Origin of the sequence: Paenibacillus hunanensis, assembly GCF_034055775.1 — a bacterium.
GTDB lineage: Bacteria > Bacillota > Bacilli > Paenibacillales > Paenibacillaceae > Saccharibacillus > Saccharibacillus hunanensis.
On record NZ_CP139194.1, the window covers coordinates 1,994,921 to 2,017,466 of the forward strand.

Annotated in this window: 24 protein-coding genes and 1 tRNA gene; 17 read left to right on the forward strand and 8 right to left on the reverse strand. The window is 45.4% G+C overall.

Features of this window, described 5'->3' with window-relative positions; translation table 11 throughout:
- Positions 1-311: 311 nt before the first annotated feature.
- Together SK066_RS08065 and SK066_RS08070 are read left to right on the forward strand one after the other, a co-directional pair.
- On the forward strand, positions 312-599 hold the full coding sequence (locus tag SK066_RS08065) for a hypothetical protein (RefSeq protein WP_320544293.1): 288 nt from the start codon (positions 312-314) through the stop codon (positions 597-599).
- Positions 600-882: 283 nt separating this feature from the next.
- The gene (locus SK066_RS08070; protein ID WP_320544294.1) at positions 883-1,647 is read left to right on the forward strand and encodes a stalk domain-containing protein; all 765 of its coding nucleotides are present in this window, start codon (positions 883-885) and stop codon (positions 1,645-1,647) included.
- A 90-nt stretch (positions 1,648-1,737) separates the two neighbouring features.
- On the opposite strand, the gene SK066_RS08075 is transcribed toward SK066_RS08070, so the two are convergent.
- Positions 1,738-2,277: a VanZ family protein gene (locus tag SK066_RS08075; RefSeq protein WP_320544295.1), complete on the reverse strand. Its 540-nt coding sequence runs from the start codon at positions 2,275-2,277 to the stop codon at positions 1,738-1,740.
- 261 nt (positions 2,278-2,538) lie between these two features.
- Between SK066_RS08075 and SK066_RS08080 the strand changes: the two genes are divergently transcribed.
- The 8 genes from SK066_RS08080 to SK066_RS08115 all read left to right on the forward strand — a co-directional run bounded on the left by SK066_RS08080 (position 2,539) and on the right by SK066_RS08115 (position 5,962).
- A tRNA-Val gene (locus SK066_RS08080) sits at positions 2,539-2,610 on the forward strand.
- Positions 2,611-2,959: 349 nt separating this feature from the next.
- Positions 2,960-3,166, forward strand: a complete 207-nt coding sequence (locus SK066_RS08085) for a hypothetical protein (protein WP_320544296.1) — start codon at positions 2,960-2,962, stop codon at positions 3,164-3,166.
- Positions 3,167-3,283: 117 nt separating this feature from the next.
- Positions 3,284-3,526 carry a hypothetical protein gene (locus SK066_RS08090; RefSeq protein ID WP_320544297.1) on the forward strand — a complete coding sequence of 81 codons (243 nt, stop codon included), beginning with the start codon at positions 3,284-3,286 and terminating at the stop codon, positions 3,524-3,526.
- A gap of 223 nt (positions 3,527-3,749) precedes the next feature.
- Positions 3,750-4,058 (forward strand): hypothetical protein, encoded by a 309-nt coding sequence (locus SK066_RS08095; protein WP_320544830.1) that lies wholly within the window; start codon positions 3,750-3,752, stop codon positions 4,056-4,058.
- Positions 4,059-4,291: 233 nt separating this feature from the next.
- Positions 4,292-4,918 (forward strand): hypothetical protein, encoded by a 627-nt coding sequence (locus SK066_RS08100; protein ID WP_320544298.1) that lies wholly within the window; start codon positions 4,292-4,294, stop codon positions 4,916-4,918.
- Positions 4,911-5,423 carry an accessory gene regulator ArgB-like protein gene (locus SK066_RS08105; RefSeq protein ID WP_250343573.1) on the forward strand — a complete coding sequence of 171 codons (513 nt, stop codon included), beginning with the start codon at positions 4,911-4,913 and terminating at the stop codon, positions 5,421-5,423. Before SK066_RS08100 ends, SK066_RS08105 begins: the two co-directional genes overlap by 8 nt.
- 4 nt (positions 5,424-5,427) lie before the next feature.
- The gene (locus SK066_RS08110; RefSeq protein WP_250343572.1) at positions 5,428-5,559 is read left to right on the forward strand and encodes an AgrD family cyclic lactone autoinducer peptide; all 132 of its coding nucleotides are present in this window, start codon (positions 5,428-5,430) and stop codon (positions 5,557-5,559) included.
- A 19-nt stretch (positions 5,560-5,578) separates the two neighbouring features.
- Entirely contained in the window at positions 5,579-5,962 is a 384-nt protein-coding gene (locus tag SK066_RS08115) for a LytTR family transcriptional regulator DNA-binding domain-containing protein (RefSeq protein WP_320544299.1), read from the forward strand.
- A 38-nt stretch (positions 5,963-6,000) separates the two neighbouring features.
- Here the strand turns inward: SK066_RS08115 and SK066_RS08120 are convergent, their stop codons facing one another.
- Together SK066_RS08120 and SK066_RS08125 are read right to left on the reverse strand one after the other, a co-directional pair.
- A complete protein-coding gene (locus SK066_RS08120; RefSeq protein ID WP_320544300.1) occupies positions 6,001-7,212 on the reverse strand; it encodes a HupE/UreJ family protein in 1,212 nt (403 codons plus the stop codon).
- Position 7,213: 1 nt separating this feature from the next.
- Positions 7,214-8,563 (reverse strand): murein hydrolase activator EnvC family protein, encoded by a 1,350-nt coding sequence (locus tag SK066_RS08125; protein ID WP_320544301.1) that lies wholly within the window; start codon positions 8,561-8,563, stop codon positions 7,214-7,216.
- Between the two features lie 864 nt (positions 8,564-9,427).
- Here SK066_RS08125 and SK066_RS08130 point away from each other — a divergent pair.
- The 4 genes from SK066_RS08130 to murI all read left to right on the forward strand — a co-directional run bounded on the left by SK066_RS08130 (position 9,428) and on the right by murI (position 12,472).
- Positions 9,428-9,586 (forward strand): hypothetical protein, encoded by a 159-nt coding sequence (locus SK066_RS08130; protein ID WP_188775080.1) that lies wholly within the window; start codon positions 9,428-9,430, stop codon positions 9,584-9,586.
- Between the two features lie 184 nt (positions 9,587-9,770).
- Positions 9,771-10,337 carry a DUF3841 domain-containing protein gene (locus tag SK066_RS08135; protein ID WP_320544302.1) on the forward strand — a complete coding sequence of 189 codons (567 nt, stop codon included), beginning with the start codon at positions 9,771-9,773 and terminating at the stop codon, positions 10,335-10,337.
- 177 nt (positions 10,338-10,514) lie between these two features.
- Positions 10,515-11,573, forward strand: coding sequence for an alpha/beta fold hydrolase (locus SK066_RS08140; RefSeq protein WP_320544303.1), 1,059 nt, complete (start codon positions 10,515-10,517; stop codon positions 11,571-11,573).
- A 128-nt stretch (positions 11,574-11,701) separates the two neighbouring features.
- Positions 11,702-12,472, forward strand: coding sequence for a glutamate racemase (gene murI, locus SK066_RS08145; protein WP_320544304.1), 771 nt, complete (start codon positions 11,702-11,704; stop codon positions 12,470-12,472).
- Positions 12,473-12,686: 214 nt separating this feature from the next.
- Here the strand turns inward: murI and SK066_RS08150 are convergent, their stop codons facing one another.
- Positions 12,687-13,148, reverse strand: a complete 462-nt coding sequence (locus tag SK066_RS08150; RefSeq protein ID WP_320544305.1) for a hypothetical protein — start codon at positions 13,146-13,148, stop codon at positions 12,687-12,689.
- Positions 13,149-13,440: 292 nt separating this feature from the next.
- On the opposite strand from SK066_RS08150, the gene SK066_RS08155 reads away from it, so the two are divergent.
- Positions 13,441-15,765, forward strand: coding sequence for a glycoside hydrolase family 3 C-terminal domain-containing protein (locus SK066_RS08155; RefSeq protein ID WP_320544306.1), 2,325 nt, complete (start codon positions 13,441-13,443; stop codon positions 15,763-15,765).
- Positions 15,766-16,112: 347 nt separating this feature from the next.
- Here the strand turns inward: SK066_RS08155 and SK066_RS08160 are convergent, their stop codons facing one another.
- The 3 genes from SK066_RS08160 to SK066_RS08170 form a co-directional block, all read right to left on the reverse strand.
- On the reverse strand, positions 16,113-17,186 hold the full coding sequence (locus SK066_RS08160) for a leucine-rich repeat domain-containing protein (protein WP_320544307.1): 1,074 nt from the start codon (positions 17,184-17,186) through the stop codon (positions 16,113-16,115).
- Positions 17,187-17,384: 198 nt separating this feature from the next.
- The gene (locus tag SK066_RS08165; RefSeq protein WP_320544308.1) at positions 17,385-18,125 is read right to left on the reverse strand and encodes an MBL fold metallo-hydrolase; all 741 of its coding nucleotides are present in this window, start codon (positions 18,123-18,125) and stop codon (positions 17,385-17,387) included.
- A gap of 73 nt (positions 18,126-18,198) precedes the next feature.
- A complete protein-coding gene (locus tag SK066_RS08170) occupies positions 18,199-19,023 on the reverse strand; it encodes a copper amine oxidase N-terminal domain-containing protein (protein ID WP_320544309.1) in 825 nt (274 codons plus the stop codon).
- A gap of 318 nt (positions 19,024-19,341) precedes the next feature.
- On the opposite strand from SK066_RS08170, the gene SK066_RS08175 reads away from it, so the two are divergent.
- Together SK066_RS08175 and SK066_RS08180 are read left to right on the forward strand one after the other, a co-directional pair.
- On the forward strand, positions 19,342-19,893 hold the full coding sequence (locus tag SK066_RS08175) for a stalk domain-containing protein (RefSeq protein WP_188775592.1): 552 nt from the start codon (positions 19,342-19,344) through the stop codon (positions 19,891-19,893).
- A 443-nt stretch (positions 19,894-20,336) separates the two neighbouring features.
- Positions 20,337-20,642 (forward strand): DUF1292 domain-containing protein, encoded by a 306-nt coding sequence (locus SK066_RS08180; protein WP_188775087.1) that lies wholly within the window; start codon positions 20,337-20,339, stop codon positions 20,640-20,642.
- Between the two features lie 200 nt (positions 20,643-20,842).
- On the opposite strand, the gene SK066_RS08185 is transcribed toward SK066_RS08180, so the two are convergent.
- Positions 20,843-22,321 (reverse strand): aminotransferase class I/II-fold pyridoxal phosphate-dependent enzyme, encoded by a 1,479-nt coding sequence (locus SK066_RS08185; RefSeq protein ID WP_188775088.1) that lies wholly within the window; start codon positions 22,319-22,321, stop codon positions 20,843-20,845.
- Positions 22,322-22,546: the final 225 nt, after the last annotated feature.

Here is a 22,546-nt window from a genome sequence, read left to right on the forward strand (position 1 = left end):
CACATGTGTCCCATGTGACTGACAGCGATTCTCGCTATAGGTTGTATAGGTACCGCCTGCAACATCCAGATGGATGCGGCAGGCGGTTTTTTTCGTGGATGGGAATTAGAGGAAAGACCAATAAAGCAACTTTATCCAGATTATGCTATTGCCAAAAAGCAATACCTGGTATATTCTTTGTAGGAACATATGTTCCATTAGTTTAAATATTGTAATTGATATGGAGATGTACATAACAATGACTGGTATTTCTTTTCAAAATAAAACAGGTCGAATCCAAACTGTACCATCCATTAAGGAGGCAGATTGCCATGCTGGAGGATGCCGAACGGAAGCTATTGCGCGTGCTGTTTAACTTTTTTGCCAAAAATCGCCGAATGCCTGTATGGCAGGAGCTAACTGCAATAACAGGCAAGCATCGGGCAGACCTAACTCGTACGTTACTATCGCTAGAGCGCCAACAATACATTGTGTGGGCACGCAGAGAAAATCCTCATACCATTTTGCTAATCGAGGGCTGGGAGAGACGAGAACGCCTTCCAGCGCGTCATCGCGCTACGAGCGGATCAGCTGGTATCTCCTATTGGACACAGTATTAATTGAGAAGGGATGGATTAGTGAAGAAGCATACCATGCATTTGCGGAGTTGTATGGATCAGCTGACATTGCTTCATAGCGTTAGAAGTAAGGCATTTTAGGTAATGAGTAGCATGCATTTTATAGGAATGTCTTTATTTCTCGAAATGTTTACAAGTTGGATACAAGCGCGAGCCTGGAATGATACATTTGCGGTGTAATCTGTTTACAGATAAGAGAGATTCACACGGTGAGCAGATGAGCCACATCGCTTGCCGAATATGACACCGCAAAGGAGATCTAATAATGAAAACTAAAAAATGGGTAGCAGCAGCAATGACAGTAGGCATGGTAATGACAGGCTCCGCAGGCGTATATGCCGGCACACAGCTGGAAGCGATCAAAGCGTACATGAATCACGGTATCAAAATTGAAGTCGATGGCAAAGCCTATACACCAAAAGGTGCTAACGGTGCAGAACTCGCACCAATCACATACAATGGTTCCACCTATCTGCCAGTTCGCTCACTTGCCGATGCACTGGATGTTCCGGTCAACTATAATGCATCTCAGGGTAAAGTATCGATCGGTAACGGAAGCTCATCCACAGGCTCGACTTCTGGCAGTGGAAGCACATCTACAGGCAACACATCGAATAGCAGCGTAAAAGCTGTTTCTTATACAGCAGCTCAGATCCAGCAAATGAAAGAAGCGCGTAGCGGCTTCGGTGTACCAAGCTTTACAACCCCATATGCTCCGACCAAAATCGGTAGCCAAGATCAATTCGTAAAAGTAGCAGCCGCTGACGGCGCAGACAGCGTCAACCTGCTCTACAAGCATATGATCGTATCCGCAGCAGCCCGCGACAATAGCGGCGGTGACTTCGGCAACGGTGGTACCAAGGTACAGCTGGCTAACGGCGCAGCAGGTACGTATTATGCATCTACAGCAACAGAGACAGCTTCGCTAGCATTTGAGCTGGATGGCAACTACTTCACACTGCGCGCACTGGACGGTTTGCTGACAAAGGATCAGCTGGTTGCAGTGGCTGGTTCGGTGAGTAAGCTGTAAGCACGAGATCGGGTGTGCTGGTGAATAGTAGGTGTAATTGTAATAGCTGAATGAGACGCTAAAAGCGGCAGGGAACGATCCCTGCCGCTTTTAATGGTTAACTCTTTTGACGAACAGAGTTAATTCAGGCAAGAAAGGTATATCCCAATTCAGCTTGACCCGAATCAGCTGTAACATACATGCCAGCGCATATCCAATATGACAACCGATCATATTGATCATCACATCATCGAGATCAGCGATACCGAGCATCGATACGAATTGAAATGCTTCTATCCCTGTAATAATCAGCAGGCAAATGCCTATCGTTTGAACATAATTAAAATTTCTCCGCACAAAAGGTAATAAAAAGCCTAATGGAATCAATAAATAGATATTCGCAAACAGCACTCTGACAGGAGCGCCTGCATAATCACCCTCACGTATATAAAAGCGATAGGTCGTATATAAATCATCAAAAGGAGTCAAATTCACATTCCAAAACCCAGCTTGCCTGGCATAATAATGACCTTTGATCGTAGTAATCATAGCGCCTACATGTCCAAAGAATTTTAAGCAGATGATATCGAATAGGATGATAAGATATAAAATAAAAATATGCTTTAGCCGTATTTTTCTAAGTCTATACATAATCGTTCATCCTTTGGTTTTTGTAATAAAGGTTTAGATGATATAGAAGTAGCAAGCGGATATTGGCTACTGCGCTATTGTAGCATTATTTATTGAAACGCGATCCCAGCTTCTTTTCGCTAAGATTGAATAGGTACATGTGATCAGCGAAGAGGATTGCTTTATAAAAGCCGCCTATTACGTCGCTGCAATAAAAGCGAGTTATTTATTACTTGACGCACCTTACAGGATTTGATATATTAAGTTTTGTTATTATAATATGACCTGTTAGCTCAGCGGGAGAGCACTATCTTGACAGGGTAGGGGTCAGTGGTTCGATCCCACTACAGGTCATCAGAAATTATCGAAAAAAGTCCTTGAGAAATCAAGGGCTTTTTTGTTTATATACAGATGCTTATTTAATCAACATATACGTTAAGGGACATATTGGGGACAAGCTTCGATTCTAATGTATCTACAAGTATATGTTCCGTACACCATTGCTAAATAATTTAATTTATCTGCTTACATATAGAAGGAAAAGATACATAAACAGCGAATTAAACATGAATCGTATAAAATTCAACTCCAGACGCATTGGCCTGATCTTAAATACATGAATGATAACTAGCTTTAAACGTGCAGGATAATGCTGTATTTATTATCCTATCGCCGCGTATTCAAATCGAAAGGAGGCGCCTTCATGAGACGGATTCTATCGCTTATTCTGTTCCCATTGATCTTTGTATGCGTCATTTTGTTTCCGCTGATTACACTGGCACAGACCTTAATACTGGCACTTCGTGATGTACCGATGTCTGTAATTGTATTTGCGGTTTTGCTGTTTATATTGTTTAGAGTCGCTGCGCATGTATACCATACAAGCAAAATGCGTCTGACCAATCGTTAAGTCTCTATTTTCAAAAGCAACGCTACTAGCACCAAACCATCAATGGATACAGCTACAAGTATCCCGGTTTGGAGTTACTAGCGTTGTTTTTATGAGTACTTGTAAGGAGGCGAGCGTATGTCCCAACCAGCCTATGCTTATATTGATCGATCGGTGCTGCACGTATTTCATGTGCTCGCTGATTATGAAGCGGCATGTCTGCATGCTAGAGGGCGTGTAGTGGAATATAGAGGTGCGCATGAATATGGCTATCCATTGCTGGATGGCGAACCATTAATTGTTTATACGGAGACAATGAAGGAGAAGAATAAACGCAGCATTCCATCGTACATTTGTGCGGCGATTGACGCGTTGAAGTAAATCATGAGCGGAGCAAGCAGATTAGCATGAACGATGCTACCTGCAATTCAAATGATCCAAAAAATTCAGATAAGCAAAAGAATAACAGGATACAGTGCTCTGTATTCATTCTAACCCAACTTGATTTCCTTTCGCTGCTCGTACACAAGCTTGCGCTGGCAGGCGCTTTTTGCTTTGTGTATAATAAAGCTTTGGAAATGAGCAAAACAAGAGGAGGCGCATGATGGCACAACGTTATCGTATTACACGAGACAACCAGCAAATTGATAATGAGCAAAAAGCGATTACGCTTGAGGAATGCAAGGCGTATTTTGATACTCAGCCTGATATGGAATATACATCCGTATTTACAGTAAAGGGCGAAGCGACCATGTCGATCGAGGGCGACTTCTTTTTATGGCATACAGGCACAGCGGTTATTCCTTTCCGTCATTATGGCGGCGACCTGTATGTATCTGGCACCAATGAAGCCGTTATTCCGAAAATGATCGAAGTGGCGAGCGTTCTGCGCGCTGATATCGCTGAAGATTAAGATACGGATAAACAAGAGGTCTGGACGGTAATCATCGTGTGATGGTGATCGCTTCCAGGCCTTTTTTTGCTTGTTTTTTAAGCTAAAATCATGCTCTATTTACAAAAAAATCTATTTATGTATTCAATTTAGATAAGTTAGTTTAAGAATTTTTTAAAGCAACGCTTTTTTTGTTGAAAAAGGATATATTTACCGTATAATTTATATATGCTTTTGAATCGGGAGGAAGAAAATTGCTAGAAGCCATCAGATTTGTATTCTTTTCCAGCATAGAGTATTTGGCGATTTTCGCATTGATGCTGTCGATATTTCGGCTCAAGCCGTTGGAGTATATCGGCACAGTTTCATTTATTGTATTGATTATGAGTTTGATGAGCTATATGCTTCGAACGGAGCTAGATTTGTCATTTATGATGACAGCAGTAAGTACAATTTCTTATATTTTGATTAATGCTACAATCGTACGCATTTCACTGCTATGGTCGGCAATTCTGGCAGCTTGTGGGATGTTTGTATATACCGTTATCCAGGCACTCGTTATACTAACACTATTTGGTTCTTTTACTCCGGATATGCAATATTCTGGAACAGGAACCATTATCCAAATTCTATCATCTGTCATTACATTCGGAATTTGTTACGTACTCCAATTTTTCAAGTTCGGATTTATTGCTGATTTTGAAAAATTTAGTTTTAGATTTGAGCATATCGCAATTGTTTTCTTAACTGTGATTGCTCTCGTTTTAGCTTCATTACTCATGTACTACAATAATCTTTACTATATTATCTTCTTCCTGGCATTACTTGCAGCAATATTTATCTATTACTCCATTATAAAGGAGCGGGCTGCTTATGATTGAATATTTGGCGCAACGCACTGCTGAGCATATCAAGCAGGTTATTCCTGAGCATCCCGCAAGTATTGCCGTTTTAAAGTATGCCTTACAGATAGTCATCAATACGCTTGGCATTGTATTGATGACTATTTTATTTTCCTCGCTATTAGGAACATTTCAGTACGCTATGATCATTATGATTGTTTTCGCATTATTGAGACAGCTCACAGGTGGATACCATTTACAGTCCGGTGTGAGCTGTATTGTTGTGTCTTCTTCGTTGTTTGTTGCTCTCTCACTGGTGACATTTTCGGATTTGTATTGTATAATTTTTACATGTATGAGTATATTACTCATTTTGATCTTTGCTCCATCTAATATTCACAAACAATCCCGTATCCCGAAAAAGTATTATTCCTTGCTGAAAATAGCGGGTTGCTTGCTGGTAGCAACGAATTTATATGTGTTATCCGTTCCTTTTGCACTCGCCTCCTTGGCTCAATCAGTTACTCTGATTCGAAGGAGGTGATACGATGCGATTGATCAAAAACGGATATTCAGGGTTGGCAACATTGCTTTCTATTTTAAGCTTATTATTTGTCAATGTTTCCAGCGCAGCATTCATCTATTCGCCAGAAGCGCCCGAGGAGCTCTTAAAGAAATAATATAGGAGTGATCGTGTTGTTGGAGGTAATCAGAGAATTAGATAAGCATACTGTGGAGACGGTACAGCTTGCTGCTAACGCTGTCTGGTTCATGGAGTATGATCGTCGGAAAGATCGGATCGTGATCCATGCACAGGACGGTACCTATTATATGAATGGCTCGATCAAGCATTTGGAGATACATTTGCGTGACGAAGGCTATCGTTTTCTTGAGGTTGACCGGGGAACGCTGATCAATGCGGATAATATCGTGTGGATCAATCTGGTGCGCAAGGAAGCTTTTTTTGAGCCGTATCCAACTCGCAAATCCAAACGCTGTAGCATCGCCCATCATCGTTTCTTAAATACGGTGGATGAACTGCATCGTATGAATCCGAGTCTGAGCATAACCTCGCCTGCCTGAGTGGCAGGCTTTTTGTTTATGCCAGGTTTGTCCATTCGTTATGCTGTAAGTCGCTGAAATAGCCAGAATGCCGCAATACAGACTGTAATGATGCTCAGAATCGGCAATGTGCGTCCATAGGCACGTGAGCGATGCCATAGCGTAAGCAGTGGCAGAGCAATCAACAGCAGGGTGAGCTGTGTAAGCTCAATACCGAGATTAAAGCCTACCAGTGCAGGCACTAGCTGACGATTAGGCAGATTCATCTCCACAAGCAGATCGGCAAAGCCAAGCCCATGAATCAAGCCGAACAGGAAGGTGAGCCACCAGCGATTGCGTGCATTACGCTGGAAAAATAGATTTTCAAGTGCGACATACATAATACTGGCGGCGATCATCGATTCAACGAATTTGGATGGCAGTGTAACGATATGCAGCACAGATAAAGCAAGCGTCAGGCTATGCGCTACGGTAAATGACGTAATGATTTTGACGTAATCGCGGATACGCATGCGTAGTGCCAGCAATGTTAATAGAAATAAAAGATGATCCGTCCCGGTGAGAATATGCTGTGATCCCAGCCAGATAAAATTAAGCCAGCCACTCTGCTGTACTTCACTTGTTCCTTCTGCGTGATTCATTTTCACCGTAAACGTCCACGGAGCTTGAAATAGAGCAGAGGTAGATTGTATCTGTCCGTTGTTAAGCACATTGATAAAATTAGCATATTCGCTCGGAATCACACTATGGAACGTATCATGTAGTTGAAGCTGATCCATGTTCCCTGTTGCCGGAAATGTAACGGTAAGGGTAACGAGCTTGGCGTTAGGCAGCAGCAGATCGCCGTAATGCATACTGTCCTTGAAGCGAAAGCTATTTTTATCCGGTAATTCTCGGTTGAGCACCAGCTGTCCGCTGTTGAGATCGATCGGGCGATCATTGTCGGTTAGTTGTAGGTGGGCGCTAATCCACTGCATGATCCGATCATGTCCAGTCTGGATTTCCGACTCATCCAGATAATAGTCACCGTTCGCATCCACACCAGGTAATGCTTCCAGCACGGATAGATCATCCAGTGCATATTGCATCGTAATCTGACCCTTCGCATAGCTAATTCTTGTAAATGCGACACTATAAGCATGAGCGGATGCGACGGGTACAGACCAGCCACCCATCACTAATGCCAGTAAAAAGGCCAGCGCATACGTTCTCGCCGGCCATAATCCCTTCTTCGTGCCATAAGATAATCGTGCCTCAAGCATTGTATTCATATTAGAGATACCCCATTGGATCGACGGGCGTACCGTTAACCCGTACTTCAAAGTGACAGTGTGGTCCTGTGGAGTTACCTGTCGAGCCAACCTCGGCAATCTTATCGCCACGCCCTACACTTTGACCGACAGATACGACCGTTCCACCATCGCGGATATGCGCATACAGCGTCTGAATGCCATTGCCATGATCGATAATAACGACATTGCCATACCCGTTCATCCAGCTTGCGACTACTACCGTTCCGCCATCTGCGGCATAGATTGGGGTGCCCTGAGCTGCGGCGAGATCGATACCCGTGTGCATTTTATACTCGCCTGTGATCGGGTGGATGCGATAGCCAAATGGGGAAGAGATGCGTGCACCGACAACGGGCATCGTCATCATACCGGAACCACTCGGCTGGTAGTTACCACTTGAATCGCCGCCACCATCGGTGCCACTGTCACTACCGCTATTCGAATCACTTGCGCTTGTATCGGCTGGAGCGGAGGCGGCTACGCGCGCAGCTGCTGCGGCAGCCGCTGCACGGCGAGCTTCTTCGGCGGCTCTAGCACGTGCTTCAGCCTGTGCCTGTTCCTCGCGTTCACGCGCCTCGACAGCGGTTTTTTCTTTGAATAGCGTTGCGCGCTGATCGGCTAATGCCCAGAGCTGCTGTTCTTGCTCGGTACTGATATCGTCGGCATTTTCGATCTGCGCATTATATTTGGCGATAAGCACTTGCTTTTCGTTTTCCTTTGCGTTCAGCTCCTGCTTGCGCTGAGCCTTTTCAGCATACAGTGATTTGGCACGTGTATAATCGGTATTCAGCTGCTTCTGTGTGATAATAACTGCCTGCTTATCCTGCTCCTGCTGCTGCAAGATGTCCTGATCCTGCTCGACGATCATCCGCAATGAATCCGCTCGTGCGAGAAAGTCAGAGAAGTTATTCGACGACATTAGCACATCCAGATAGGATACCATGCCATCGGTATACATCATTCGTACACGTGTATCGATCATGCCCTCGCGTGCTAGAATGCGCTGCTTGGTCGCTTTTAGATCGATTTCGGCCTGTCGTAAGCCTGCCTCGGTCTGAGCAATATCATTCGATACACGGGATAGCTGACTGCTGACCTCATTGATCGCTTGAAGCACGACACCGAGATCTGCCTGTGTGCGATCCTTGAGCTTTTGGGATTGTTGCTTTTGGGCTTCTGCTTGCTTTTGCTTGACGGCAGCATCATGTGCTTGCTGATCAACGGCGTCCAGTTCCTTTTTGATATCATTTGACGATTTGGCTGCATACCCTGTCTGAGTTAAACTGCTAGCTAGCAGCAAGACGGCTGCGAAGGACATGAATGTTTTCAATAGATTGCCCATCCTTTGTATACAAATTTCGTTCCGATCTGGACGTTAAGAAGTGGTGAAGCAGGAGGTATACATAATGGATGATATCCATTATCCCTGCTGACTAACCAGGGCTTCGAAGTAAGAAGGGTACAGCAGCATGACTATTTATTATATTCATCGGCAAGCGGCGGATACGGATTGAGTCTCGTAAACCAGAATACGATTTGGATTTGTTTAAAAAGTATGTTCGACTACAGTCCGCGAGTTCCCTGCTAAAATAAAAGAATTTGCAATCATTTAATGAATAAATCGTAACATTTACTATGTAGAATATATCAGCACCGATAATAATGTCAATTGTTACATAACAACACTGTAATCGCGGTTAATCTTCTTCCTTAATAAGATGAAAACAGCATCTAGTAGACCATCCATTTATCTCTATATCGTCTGAATATGGTCTGATCCATCTCCATCCATCTCTATCGTGAGAATGGTAAAAAAAGTATGAAAAATCTGTTTAACCAGCGCCTGAAAAGGGTGATATACAATTATGAAATCTTCTATAGTGTTAGCGATCTCCTAACACGAGGTGAAACAAAAAGGATTTTTGCATAGCAAAATATCGTACTGCTATAGTGTTAGCGATCTCCTAACACGGGGTGAAATGAAAAGGATTTTTGCATAGCAAAATATCGTACTATTACAGTGTTAGCGATCTCCTAACACGAGGTGAAACAAAAAGGATTTTTGCATAGCAAAATATCATACTGCTATCGGTATTCCGACCGGATCGAGCTGGAAACCGATTCGATAAGCAAGCATAAGCCAACAAGGTACTCATGAATGAATAGCATGTAATTATGTGGAGGGAATAACATCATGGAAAACACAAACAATCAAAACACATTAGAAATGGTTACACCGGAGCTTGATCTGATGACACAGCTGCGCCAGATCGTGAGCAATCGCGAAAATTCCGATCTTGCTGTACGTGGTAAAGTGACGCAATTGCTGAATCAGTATATGGATGCTAATTAAGCGAAAAGCCTATCATATCCGTCCCTATGGACGACTATTTACACGCGTAGTACGGTATAACGATACCGGGCTGCGCGTGTTGCTGTATAAGCGATTCGTCCTGTTGTGCTGAACAGGGGTTAAACTGGGGTGTATTTTCTGATATGATACGAAGGTCAATGTCGATCAGGAGGTGAATGCAGCGATGAGCATCCGCCATGCTGTACCCAGGTATTGGACGATCCAGTCCAAAGAAGCCTGGGAAGCCGCGCAGGAGGTTGGATTTTTGCACGGTCATCCCGAGCATGCCATGTTTATCGAGCCGTACCACTGGATGATGAGCCAGATGGGGCAGCGTCTGCCCGGATACGACGGGAGCTACCCGGTATGGGTATGGACGGAAAAGCCGGATATGCTACAGCTTCATCATTATACTGGACGTGCAGGCTGTGTATGTCTGACGCTAGAACTCAAGCATGATGAGGTTCTGCTATCGGATTTTGATGAGTGGCATGCGGTGTTAAACGATACCTTTAATGCACGTACACAGCGCGAATGGCAACGTTATTGTGCAGGTCGCTCGGTTGTCACCAAGGAAGAGAGCTGGCAGCGTATTTTCGAGCTGCAATCCTCGCTTGTGGATGTGAAGAAAAGAAACGGTAACCCCACGCGTCGCTTGCAGGGTGTGACCGGAGCGGTCGCACTGGATCGTGTGATCCGTGTGGAGCATCTGGAGGAAGTGCTGAGGGAACGACGTCTGTATCATGTGTAGCAAAATGGATGGGCTGCAGCGGGACTAGCCGGCAGTCTTTTTGCTGTAGGATGGATAATTGGTAATGTAGCGTGTGGCTGGTGGGGTAATAGACAACAGCGGCACGACGGGATAGAGAATAAAAGGGTGAAAAATAAATTTGGACTACAGCCTATGGAACAGACAGGAGAGGATCGAATGAGTCGTTTTACATATACAGGCTTGATGCACCGGGTGATGGATATTTATGCGGAGCATGGCAGCGCGGCTGCTTATCATTTTATATGTGAGCATCTGGAGGAAGGGCAGGCGAATCCGGCACAAATGTATAATTTGCGCTATTCCTTATTAGCTGCGTGTGGACGAAAAGATGAAGCGCTTGCTTTACTCAAAGAAGCTGTGCTTCAGCATGGCTACTGGTACAATGCAGATGATCTGAGTGAGGACGAGGATCTGGCTGTACTGCATGATGAGCCTGACTTCCAGCAGGTATTACAATTGTGCAGACAGCGAGAGGCAGAAGCGCTTGCCGAGAGCAGCGGACGTCTGAATATTTTGTTGCCTGAAGCAGATGGAGCGCCTGAAGACTATCGTACTTTACTTGTGTTACATGGAGAACTGGAAAATAATGAAGCTGTCGAACCTACCTGGCATGCGGCTTTGAATCAGGGCTATAAGCTAGCACTGCTACAATCGTCGCAAATTCAATTTTCCGGTGCGTATGATTGGTCGGATCCTGAGCAAAATATACGGGAGCTGGAGCAGGCGCTGCTTGAGCTGGGACGTGTAGATGGACGTATTCGGCAGGAAGATTCCTCTACTCAGCTAGAATCATTAGAGCCTCAAACCGAATTATCAGAGCCTCAAGATAGGGAAGCCGTGCAAGTCGCACAGCAAGCAAGTGATACGACCAAGCCGATTATGGCTGGATTTTCCTCTGGTGCTCGTGCAGCCTTACAAGCGGCAGCAACCTATCCGGCGGCGATTGGTGGATTGATTCTAGTATCTCCCTGGTTACCTGAGCCATCCGAATGGCAGGATGCGCTGGTATACTGGCAGCAATATGGGGTGAAGCTATATCTGGTCTGTGGCGAGCATGATGAGGATTGTCTGGCAGGTACGGAAGAATTGGCTAATGAGCTACAGCGCAAGGGCATCGACCATCAGCTTCATCTGATGCCTGGACTCGGACATAATTATCCCGTGCATTTCGAACAATTGTTATCGTCAGCACTAAGCTGGATGAATGAATCGTAATCAGAAAATGAAGCCTGTATTTCCAATTGATGCGGAACAGGCTATAATCATACATGGAAAAAAGACCGGAATCGTTCCGAGGCATCGGACAAGCGGCCAATGAATGGATAGAAGGATGAGTGAACGGAGTGAAGATCGCAATATTTGATTCTGGCATCGGTGGGCTGACTGTATTGCACGAAGCGATGAAGTTGCTGCCTGACGAGGATTACTTATTTTATGCAGACACCCGGCATGTACCTTATGGTGAAAAGAGTAAGGAAGAGGTCAAGCAATATGTGCTGGATGCAGCGCAATATATGGCGGAGCAGCAGGTGAAGGCGATCGTGCTCGCCTGTAATACAGCGACAAGTATTGCAGTGAATGAGCTGCGTCAGCGGTATCCATTTCCGATTCTTGGTATTGAGCCTGCGGTGAAGCCTGCGGTACAAAACAGTACAATCAAGCATAAAAAGGTACTCGTGATGGCGACCCGCCTGACGCTAAATGAAGAGAAATTCCATAACCTTGTGAAAAGTATCGATAAATATGATATTGTGGAAAGCTTGCCTATGCCTGGCTTAGTAGAGCTAGCCGAAAAGCGTCAATTCGACGATGAGCATGTAATGCAATATCTGGATGAAGCACTGGCAGGCTATAAGCTGGATGAATACGGTACGCTGGTGCTAGGCTGCACGCATTTCCCATTTTTCCGTGATCAATTACGTCGATATTTCCCGCAGGAGGTCGATATTATTGATGGCAGTAACGGAACAGCAAGGCATCTACGCCATGTGCTGGAGGAACGTGATCAACTAGGCGGTGGTAGCGGTAAGATTCAATTTGTTCGCTCTAGCGAGCCTGTGGAGTCGGAAGCGGAGCTGGCAGATTATCATCGCTTGCTGGAGAGACTGTCCTGAGAGAACGTGAGTGGCTTCTGCGAGATGGAGAATTGCAGATATAGAATGCACAGCAGGACATGCTGCCAAAAGCACGATGGTATACACTGCCTACATTGTATATCAAGCTTCGAGCCTATACTGGCTTGTATTGATGTGGATTGATAGTAGTATAACTTTAACAGCGGCATCCTTATATCGGGTGCCGCTGTTTGGGTTGCTATCTAATATGGGATCATGAAACGTGAGAAACGTTAGCTTTAGCAGCCGATGGGCGCAGGGAAGGCTGCTTGGCTCGCGATCCTGTCGTATAGGAACGTGTCGATGTGGTAGTTGTGGTAGCAGCAGACTTGCTCGAAGGGCTTCGTTTATAGGTGTTGGATGAGCTTGAGGCACGGAATGAACGCGTTGGCTTAACCGGAGATACAGCTGTTGCTGTAGAGGAGGAAGCCTTATCCGATTCACTCGCTGTCATAGCGGCAAGCTGCTTCACTGAGATCGTTGGACGTATCGCTTTGGAAGGCTGCCACGCTAGAATATTTTCCAGCTTAAATGTCCGTGGCTCACCAGAACGCAGACAATCGGCATATACACGCCCATTACGAATATGCTTGATCTCGATGCGGCGCTGTGTCAGCTTGCCTGTCTGATCCATATATACAATTTCAAGCAATTCTCCAATATGGTTAGCTAGCATAATCATCCCTCTAATCAGAACATTTGTTCCTGTATTTAGTTCTATTATATACGAACAAATGTTCTTTTTCAACTATGTAAATGAGGCTTGTGCAAATAAATATCGTTTATGTGGACATCCTTTTGGGGTAATACATGAATAATCGCTTGCTGGGTTGTTGGTGACAAGAACACAGACAAAGCTATGTCGTATCGTTGGACGAATATACACATAGAGCATCATGTTTTCTCTGTACGAAGTATAGTTAGCTGGAGGAGCATGTTATGCCATTTGGAGAGGAGTACATCATACTATGTCAAACCATCATTCGAATGACCCATCATCTACCAACTCCACGAAAAGCACACCGGATATTAATAAGCTGATCAGTCAAATGACGCTGGAGGAGAAGGCAAGTCTCTGTTCAGGTCTGGACTTTTGGCATACACAGCCCATTGAAAGGCTCGATATTCCAGCCGTGATGGTGACAGACGGGCCGCATGGATTGCGTAAGCAAGGTGGAAGCGGAGATCATCTGGGCTTAGGTGATAGCGTTCCAGCTACTTGCTTCCCGACAGCTGCGGGTCTCGCTTCGTCATGGAATCGGGAACTACTGCATCAGGTAGGCGAAGCGATCGGTGAAGAAGCACAAGCTGAGCAGGTTGCTATTGTGCTTGGGCCAGGCACCAATATTAAGCGTTCCCCGTTATGCGGACGGAATTTTGAATATTTTTCCGAGGATCCGTATCTGTCGTCTGAGCTAGCAGCCAGCCATATACAGGGTGTGCAGAGTCAGGATGTCGGTACATCGCTCAAGCATTTTGCCGCTAACAATCAGGAAGAGCGACGTATGTCAGTTGATACGATTGTCGACGAGCGGACACTGCGCGAGATTTATCTGGCGAGCTTTGAAGGAGCGGTAAAGCAAGGCAAGCCGTGGACGGTGATGTGCTCGTATAATAAGCTAAACGGCACTTACACTGGAGAAAATGAATATTTGCTCACCGATATTTTGCGCCGTGAGTGGGGATTTGAAGGCTTTGTCGTATCAGATTGGGGCGCTGTGAATGAACGTGTGGATGCGCTCAAAGCAGGGCTAGAGCTGGAGATGCCAGCGAATGGCGGTATTGGCGATGCCAAAATTGTCGCTGCGGTAAAGGACGGCAAGCTTGATGAAAAAATACTGGATCGAGCAGTAGAGCAGCTACTGCGTTTTGTATTCAATGCAACCGAGCTGCAAAAGCCCAATGCTACATTTGACCCTGAAGAGCATCATCAGCTTGCACGTCGTGTAGCGGCTGAAAGTATGGTCTTGCTCAAAAACGACCGTAACCTGCTGCCATTATCCAAAAAAGGACGTGTTGCAGTTATCGGTGAATTTGCAGTACAGCCTCGTTATCAGGGAAGCGGCAGCTCGCATATTAATCCAACCCAGCTGGATCAAGCATTGGACGAAATTCGTAAGCTGGTTGGTAGTGAGGCTGAAGTGACCTATGCACCTGGCTATGATCTGGATAGTGATGATGTGAAAGATGAGCTGGTGCAGGAGGCTGTGAAGCTTGCTGGTGAGGCCGATGTAGTTATTTTATTTACCGGATTGCCAGATCGTTATGAATCGGAGGGCTATGATCGTACTCATCTTGAGCTTCCGCTAAATCATAAGCAGCTGATCAAGGAGCTTGCGGCTGTGCAACCAAATCTGGTCGTTGTACTGAGTAACGGTTCCCCTGTAACGATGCCGTGGCTCGATCAGACGAGCGCAGTGCTGGAAGGATATCTTGGTGGTCAGGCAGGCGGTGGCGCGGTGGCGGATCTATTGTTTGGTGAGGTGAATCCAAGCGGTAAGCTACCTGAAACGTTTCCAGTGCAGCTTAGCGATAATCCGTCGTTCCTGAATTTCCCGGGTGAAGGGGATCGGGTGGAATATCGGGAAGGTATTTTTGTCGGTTATCGGTATTATGATACGAAGCAGCTGGAGCCACTGTTCCCGTTTGGCTATGGACTGAGCTATACTTCATTTGAATATAGTGAGCTGCAGGTTGATCGTACATCGATGACCGATCAGGATACGGTGAACGTTCAGGTAACAGTACGTAATACAGGCTCACGCGGCGGACAGGAGATTGTGCAGCTATATGTGCATGACTCGGAGAGTAGCGTGATCCGTCCGGAGCAGGAGCTGAAAGGCTTTGCGAAGGTAGCGCTGGAGCCAGGTGAGAGCAAGACTGTAAGTTTCACGCTGGATAAACGAGCATTTGCTTACTATCATACTGAGCTGCATGATTGGCATGTAGAAACAGGCGAGTATGAGCTACGAATTGGCGCATCCTCGCGTGATATAAGGCTCAAACAAACGATTGAAGTAACGTCTACAGTCAAATTAAAGCAGGTCTTCCATCGCAATACGACGATTGGTGATATCGCAGCAAATCCAGCTACCAAGCCAATCGCCGAGGAGCTCACCAAACGTTCCGGCTTGAACGATATGATGGGTGATAATCCAGATATGCTGCTGGCTATGACACGCTTTATGCCGCTACGCGCAATGATTAATTTTGGACAGGGTAAATATACGGAAGACATGCTAGAGCAGGACCTACAGCGGCTGAATGAAGCGTTACAGCAGGCAGGGCATTAATTGAATGGAGGATAGCTCGATAGCTCAGGTAGCTTATTCGTCTTCTTTACAAACGAGGATCGGAGTAGGAAAACACCATTATTGCCTAGGATGGAATGCCGATAAGCGTTACAGGGGATAGTTAAGCTAACGAGAATCCGATATAGAGCAGAATAGATACATGAAGAGCCAGATGCTTCATTTAAGAGATCGATCTTACGATTCTCTGAATGGCATCTGGCTTTTTATAAATGAATATCGAAATATTCTATCATCTAGCTACTCGGATGACACAATTAATGCAGTTGTTCGTCTACCATAATCTACTATACCTGCTATCCTGCTGAGTATGCTATGCAAGCAATCGTTTATTTAAATGGAAAATCTGTGGTAAGCCAGCTATCACGCTTGGCGATTCTCTCAGCGGAAGCATCCTTTTTACCATATTGCTGTAGCAATTGCTGGAATCGAGTCGCTTTCTTCTCATTGCGAAGATGCACATAGGCACGCTGAAGCGCCGGATTTTGCAGGAGTGGAACATAGTCGTCAGCTTCCATTTCCCATGCTTCGCGTTGTACAAATTCGGTTAGGGCAGGTGCAGCTTGTAAGGGTTCCAGCTTCCGTAGACCTTTCATATTATACAGCTCGATTTTACGAAGCTCCTGTAGCTGATCGAGTGAAGGAAGCTCATGGATATGGGGCATCGCACCGATTCGGACGAATTGTAGTCCTGTCATGGAAGACAAGAAGTCAAGCCGATCTAAGCCGCGAATTTGCGAGAGCTCGATATATTTCAGTTGCTTGAGCTGGGCAAGTGCATCCAATTGGCTGGTGCCGCCCAGATAGAGTTGTAGCCACCATAGCTGCTTGAGCTCTAGCAAAAAGTCTAGATTCGGCAGTGTCATATAACGCAGACTTAGCCGCTCTATATGCTGAAGCTTCGCAAGCTCGTCCACATGCTTAACATGTCCTTCAATCGTCAACTCCTGTAGCTTGGTGAAGCGAGAGATTCCTTGCAGCGATGGCTTTTTCGATACTGTTTTACCCAGTGTAAGCGAGGTGAGTGACAGGGGAAGCTGCTGTAAGATATCAAAATGATCCAGCTTGTACATTCGTAAATGAAGCTCTTGTAGCTGATCCAATGTTGCCAGCGAATCTAAATTAGCGAATTCGCCATCACATGTAATTTCCAGCTTCTGTAGCTGTGGCAGCTGTTCGACAAAGGCCAGATCACACACCTGATTATGAAAATGGTACGCTCGTACTCGTAGCTGTGGACATGTCGGCAATACGGTATTGTTAATATACTCATAGCTGCTCCAATGCAGGGCAGAGGCAAATTGCAACGTATGTATAGAGCTCATTCGAGCAATCTCCCCAGCCTCAGTTCGGGTTAGCTTGTCTTCGATCTCGATCACACCTGTATTCAAATTACGATACATACGATCACCGTCCTGTGCCTGAGAATGTATAGTGCCAGGTAATATAGCTCATTAGCTGAATGTAGAGAATGAAGGTGCAGCAGGATATCGCAACAAAGGAGTATAAAAAGGGATCGAAGCAGCTCGACATACAAATGGGCAAGAGCTTAGCAAGCGATATCTTCTGGCAAGCTCTTGCCCATTCTTCTTCATTAAACGTTATTCAGGAAAAGTATACATCTTATGCTGCTCGATGAACTCCATCTCAGCTGTTTTACCAACAAAGTCATCCTTAGTATCGTTATAATGCATCAGCTTGACCGTACGACGTACATCGTCTGGCAGGCTCAATAGCTCTTCTAAGGTCGTATGCACAATACCTGGTGGGTAAAGCTGACAATCATGCAAAATCGTATGCACACCACGCTCGCGCACCAGATGCTCAAGCAGCTGCGGCTGGAATTTCATATCAGCACTGTAGAAAATATGGTCATTAATCAGCACGGAATAGCTATACTTTCCGTCGATATGCGGCGTTTGAATCAGTTCAATTTTCAGACCGGGTGCGAGCTCGACAGGCTGCTCCGGTACAAGCGGACGCACGTCGAAAATATCGTCGATCGAGGAAATCCCCTCCTGCGTCATTCCACCACTGAGCGTATGATCCCAGAGCGGTGAGATGAGTGTGCTGGCAATGTATAGCACGGGCTTGCGCTGGTGTACAAAATAGCCCCGAAAGCCAATTTCCTCCAGACCGCCTACATGATCACCATGAATATGCGACACCAGAATAGCGTCAATCGTATCCAGCTCGATCCCAAGCTGATGCAGCGCCAGCGGTGCTGTAATCCCGCAGTCGATCATTAACGTATAATCATCCGCATGAACAAGCGCGTTGTTGTTGTAATATTTTTTGGCAAATGCATTGCCTGTGCCTAGCATTTGAAGTTGGATGGACATAATAAACCTCCTGATGAGATGGGATATAGTTATTTTACGATATAGTAGAGTGCAGCACTTATCAAGCGAGCGATTACTTTACTGCATAGGGTTTAACGATGACATAAGCTAGATCGTTAAAGCCTATTAACGTTTTTGTTTTAGTGATCGATCCTCCGGCAGGTACTGCTTTACGTTGAGCTCGCTTGTATTTAAAGTCTTCACCATTTTGTGAAACACCGTCTACTAATAACATGGAAGCTTGTACATCTTCTTTTCCTTGTTCGATGGTATGACCGGTTATGTTTTTAGCTGTATAGGTTACAGAGCCGTCCCAAGAATGTGCTTTTTTATCTATTGCATTTAAATGAATCTGGTAGGAAGTAACAGCAAAAGCATTCTGATCCTCATCCAGCTTCACCCGATCATGTGGGATTTCAGTGATCTGTGGTGTATATTTCATATATTTCGGATCATTCAATTCAATTACCCTCGTATCGGTATGATACGTACCCTTCACGGCTAGATCATCGATCAGCACTTTGAGTGGCACGAATAAGGCGTTATATTTCTGCACAGGCATCGTATCCATTTGCTTCTCCTGCTGATCCACTAGAGCGATACTGGAATTGGCGCTTAACACCAACTGATGCTTATTCAGCTCGATGGTCGCTTGTTTACTATTCGCCTCATAATCTACTTTAGCACCTAATAGATCGCTTAATGAACGTAGCGGAACGAGTACGCGATTATGTTGATCAATGTACGGTGATGTTGGATATGTAAATAAAATATAGTACTGATTAATCTTCAAAATAGGTGGCGAAGATACTTCTAGAGCAGATTGAGCATAAGTGGAATGGGGCATACCGATCAATGCAAATACCATAATGGCTACCAACAGCTTAACATAATTCATTCGATCCTCTCCTAACGATTAAGCTAAATTATAGTGATTTTAGAACAGCAGTAAACTAGCAGGAGTACGCGTTATCCATGTTCCATCATACCGAAAACTTCACCAGAAAGCTCTAGCCGAAAATCCTCCTTCTGGATACAATAAAAGTAATCAGCTAGCTACATACCATAATACATTGTTCATGCCACCATCCCTATGCATGTATACCAAAAAGGTTACAAATTTTTTACCGCAACACAACGGCTACGTAAGAGTATACATGTATAGAAGATCAGCATGTTTTCATGCTTGGCATATAGTCGAAGGAGGAACAGTATGATAAAATGGAAAATAGTGGTATCCTTCACGCTGGCATTCTTTTTAATGGGAAGCTCGGTGCTGTTCGCGGATGCTGCTTATCAGCAGGTACGGGTGTGGATTAATGGTAGTGAGGTGGATGGTGGCTCGTACATTATCGACGGTAAAACCTATGTTCCACTGCGCGAGATTGATGGATTGGTCGATTTTGATAATGATGCGAAGACCGTTAAGCTATACAAGCCGAATGTACATATTTTCCTGTTCAAAGGAGATACCGCGTTTGGAAATGTGAACAAGGGGAAAGTGAAATTCAATGTGTTCACCCAGGTAGATAATTTAAAGACCGATATTTCCGCGGTCAAAGTGGCGATTACCGACCCTTCCGGTGATCAAAAGGAAATCCAGAGTCAGAACATTTCACAGCAAAAGGACAATTTCTGGTTCCGCACCTACGACTTTACGTATAACTTTGCTACAACTGGACAATATACCGTTGGGTTTTATATGAAGAAATCCGGTGCTAGTGATTACACACTCGTTTCACAAAAAGTAATTACAGCGCTCAATTAAGATGAAGATCAGGGGACGCATATAAGGCGTATGTATAAAACATTAAAAATGCCGTGCAGCGTTCATTGGTACGTATTGCTGAGCTTGTACATCTATCGGTGCAAAGCCGTGTGCGTACTCTAACCTGAGCAACAGCGCCTGATATCGAGCAATATGAGGCTAACGTATACGACCTGCTTATCTGTGATCTATTCATGCAGAATAGACGGTAAATATCACGCAATAATGTGCTCTCGTTCAATTGACCTATAGTAGGTAAAGTGGTACGATACACAGGTGTTATTTTTAGCTTTCGGACAGGGACGACGCTCCGAATTGAAGCGGAGCCGGGCGGCAGGAGAATAGCTCCATATCGCTCCATCGCACAACTGGATTCATGCGGGATGTGCGCAAGTGTAAAGATATCATATCCAAACTAAAACTATATGAAGGTAGGTTATATCATGAGCGACAAACACGTACACGATGAGAATTGCAACCACGATGACCACGAGCACGAAGAGCTTACACTGACGTTGACCGACGAAGATGGCAACGATGTTGAAATGGTACTCGTTGAAACATTTGATGTAGGCGAGAAACTGTACGCATTGCTGCTTGAGCGTGGCAATCCAGAAGCAGATGGCTACATCATGCGTCTGGAAGAAGAAGAAGACGGCATGGTACTGGCTAACATCGAAGACGAAGCAGAGTGGAAAGCTGTTGAGCAAGCTTACGAAGAGCTTGTTGCGCATTCCGAAGAAGGCTAATCGCTGGGAAAAGGGTTTATCTTTTCAAGCGACTTCACTCCAGCTTAACGGCTGAGTACGAGCAGTGCATCGTAATGAACAAAAGGAGCCTCATCCCTAGGGATGAGGCTCCTTTTTTGTTGATTCGTTCGTTTACGACTCGTCTCGTTGATCTCTAATCGGTCTATTACGCGTCCTACAATAGCTCCTATAGAAGCTAATTAAGAGATCGCGTCAGCCTCGACAATCACCTTCACATTACGTACAGTACGATCTTCAGGGCCTTTAACCGGCAGACCGACTTTCACGTGATCGGTAATATAGTCGATATTTTCCTGCGAAATGACTTCACCTGGCAGCAGGATCGGAATGCCGGGTGGATACACGTAAATGAACTCAGCAATGATCCGCTCGGCGGCATCAGCCAGCGGGATGATCTCAGTATCACCGTAGAATGCATCACGCGGTGTGAGTGCAAGCTGAGGAATCTCAGGAATCTTCACAACGAGTTCCTTGATCTCGCGACCGGAACCGTGGAATTCAGCGGACATTTGAGTCAGTGCAGTCACCAGTGTATTCACGCTATCTTCGGTATCACCCGGGGTGACGAGGCAAAGGATATTGTACATATCGCTCATCTCGATCTCCAGATTGAAGTGATCACGTAGCCAGTTCTCTGCATCGTAGCCTGTAATGCCCAGATGACGAATATGAATCGTCAGCTTGGTCGGATCGTAATTGAAAGTCGCTTCGCCGCCAAGTAGCTCTTCGCCAAAGCAGTACAGCCCTTCGATCTCGTTAATGCGGCGGCGTGTGTCCTGTGCCAGCGCAATTGCTCGCTCTGCGATCTCATGACCATTGATCGCTAGATTACGGCGTGAGGTGTCAAGAGATGCCAGCAGAATATATGAAGTTGACGTTGTCGTCAGCATACTGATAATCGTTTGAACGCGTTGTGGATTCACGTGTCCGTTTTTCACATTGACATTTAGCACAGAGCTTTGTGTCATGGAGCCACCCAGCTTATGTACGCTGGTCGCAGCCATATCGGCTCCGGCGGCCATTGCGGACACAGGCAGCTTTTCATGAAAATGAATCAGAACGCCGTGTGCTTCATCTACAAGCACCGGTACCCCACGGCTATGAGCCAGTTCAACAATTTCCTTTAGATCGGCGCATACACCGAAATAGGTCGGGTTGATAACCAGTACGCCTTTGGCGTCAGGATGGCGATCGAGTGCACGGCGTACAGACGCTGTCGTAATACCGTGGTCGATTCCGAGGTTTTCGTCACGCACAGGCGAGACGAAGATAGGCTTGGCACCCGCAAAAATAATAGCTGCCATAACCGATTTATGCACGTTACGCGGTACGATAATTTTATCGCCCGGCGAGCAGATTGCCATGATCATCGTCATGATGACACTGCTGGTGCCTTGTACAGAGAAGTACGTATAGTCGGAGCCGAACGCGTCGGCTGCGAGCTTCTGAGCCCTCTCTATAACCCCCATCGGCTGGTGAAGATCGTCGAGTGGCGCGATGTTGATCAGATCTATGGAAAGAGCATCGTCGCCAATAAACTCTCTGAACTCCTGATCACTGCCGAGTCCTTTTTTATGTCCCGGAATGTGAAATTGAACGGGATTGCTGGCCGCATGCTGCTTGAGAGCAGTAAAAAGCGGGGTTTGCGTATGATCCATTTTAAGCTGTCACAACCTTTCGAAATTGGAGTAAATACCTATTATTTAAAAACCAAACAAAAATGAGTATAGCAAAAAGAGTGACGAATGCAATAGTTATCTTGTGTCAGATTTTGGAGATGTGTCAAAAATAGCACGATACAGGGCAAAATTTATCCTTTCGACAGGGTGAATAACAAGTAGCAAACTTGCTGAATCCGAGTTCGTCTGTGATACAATAAAACG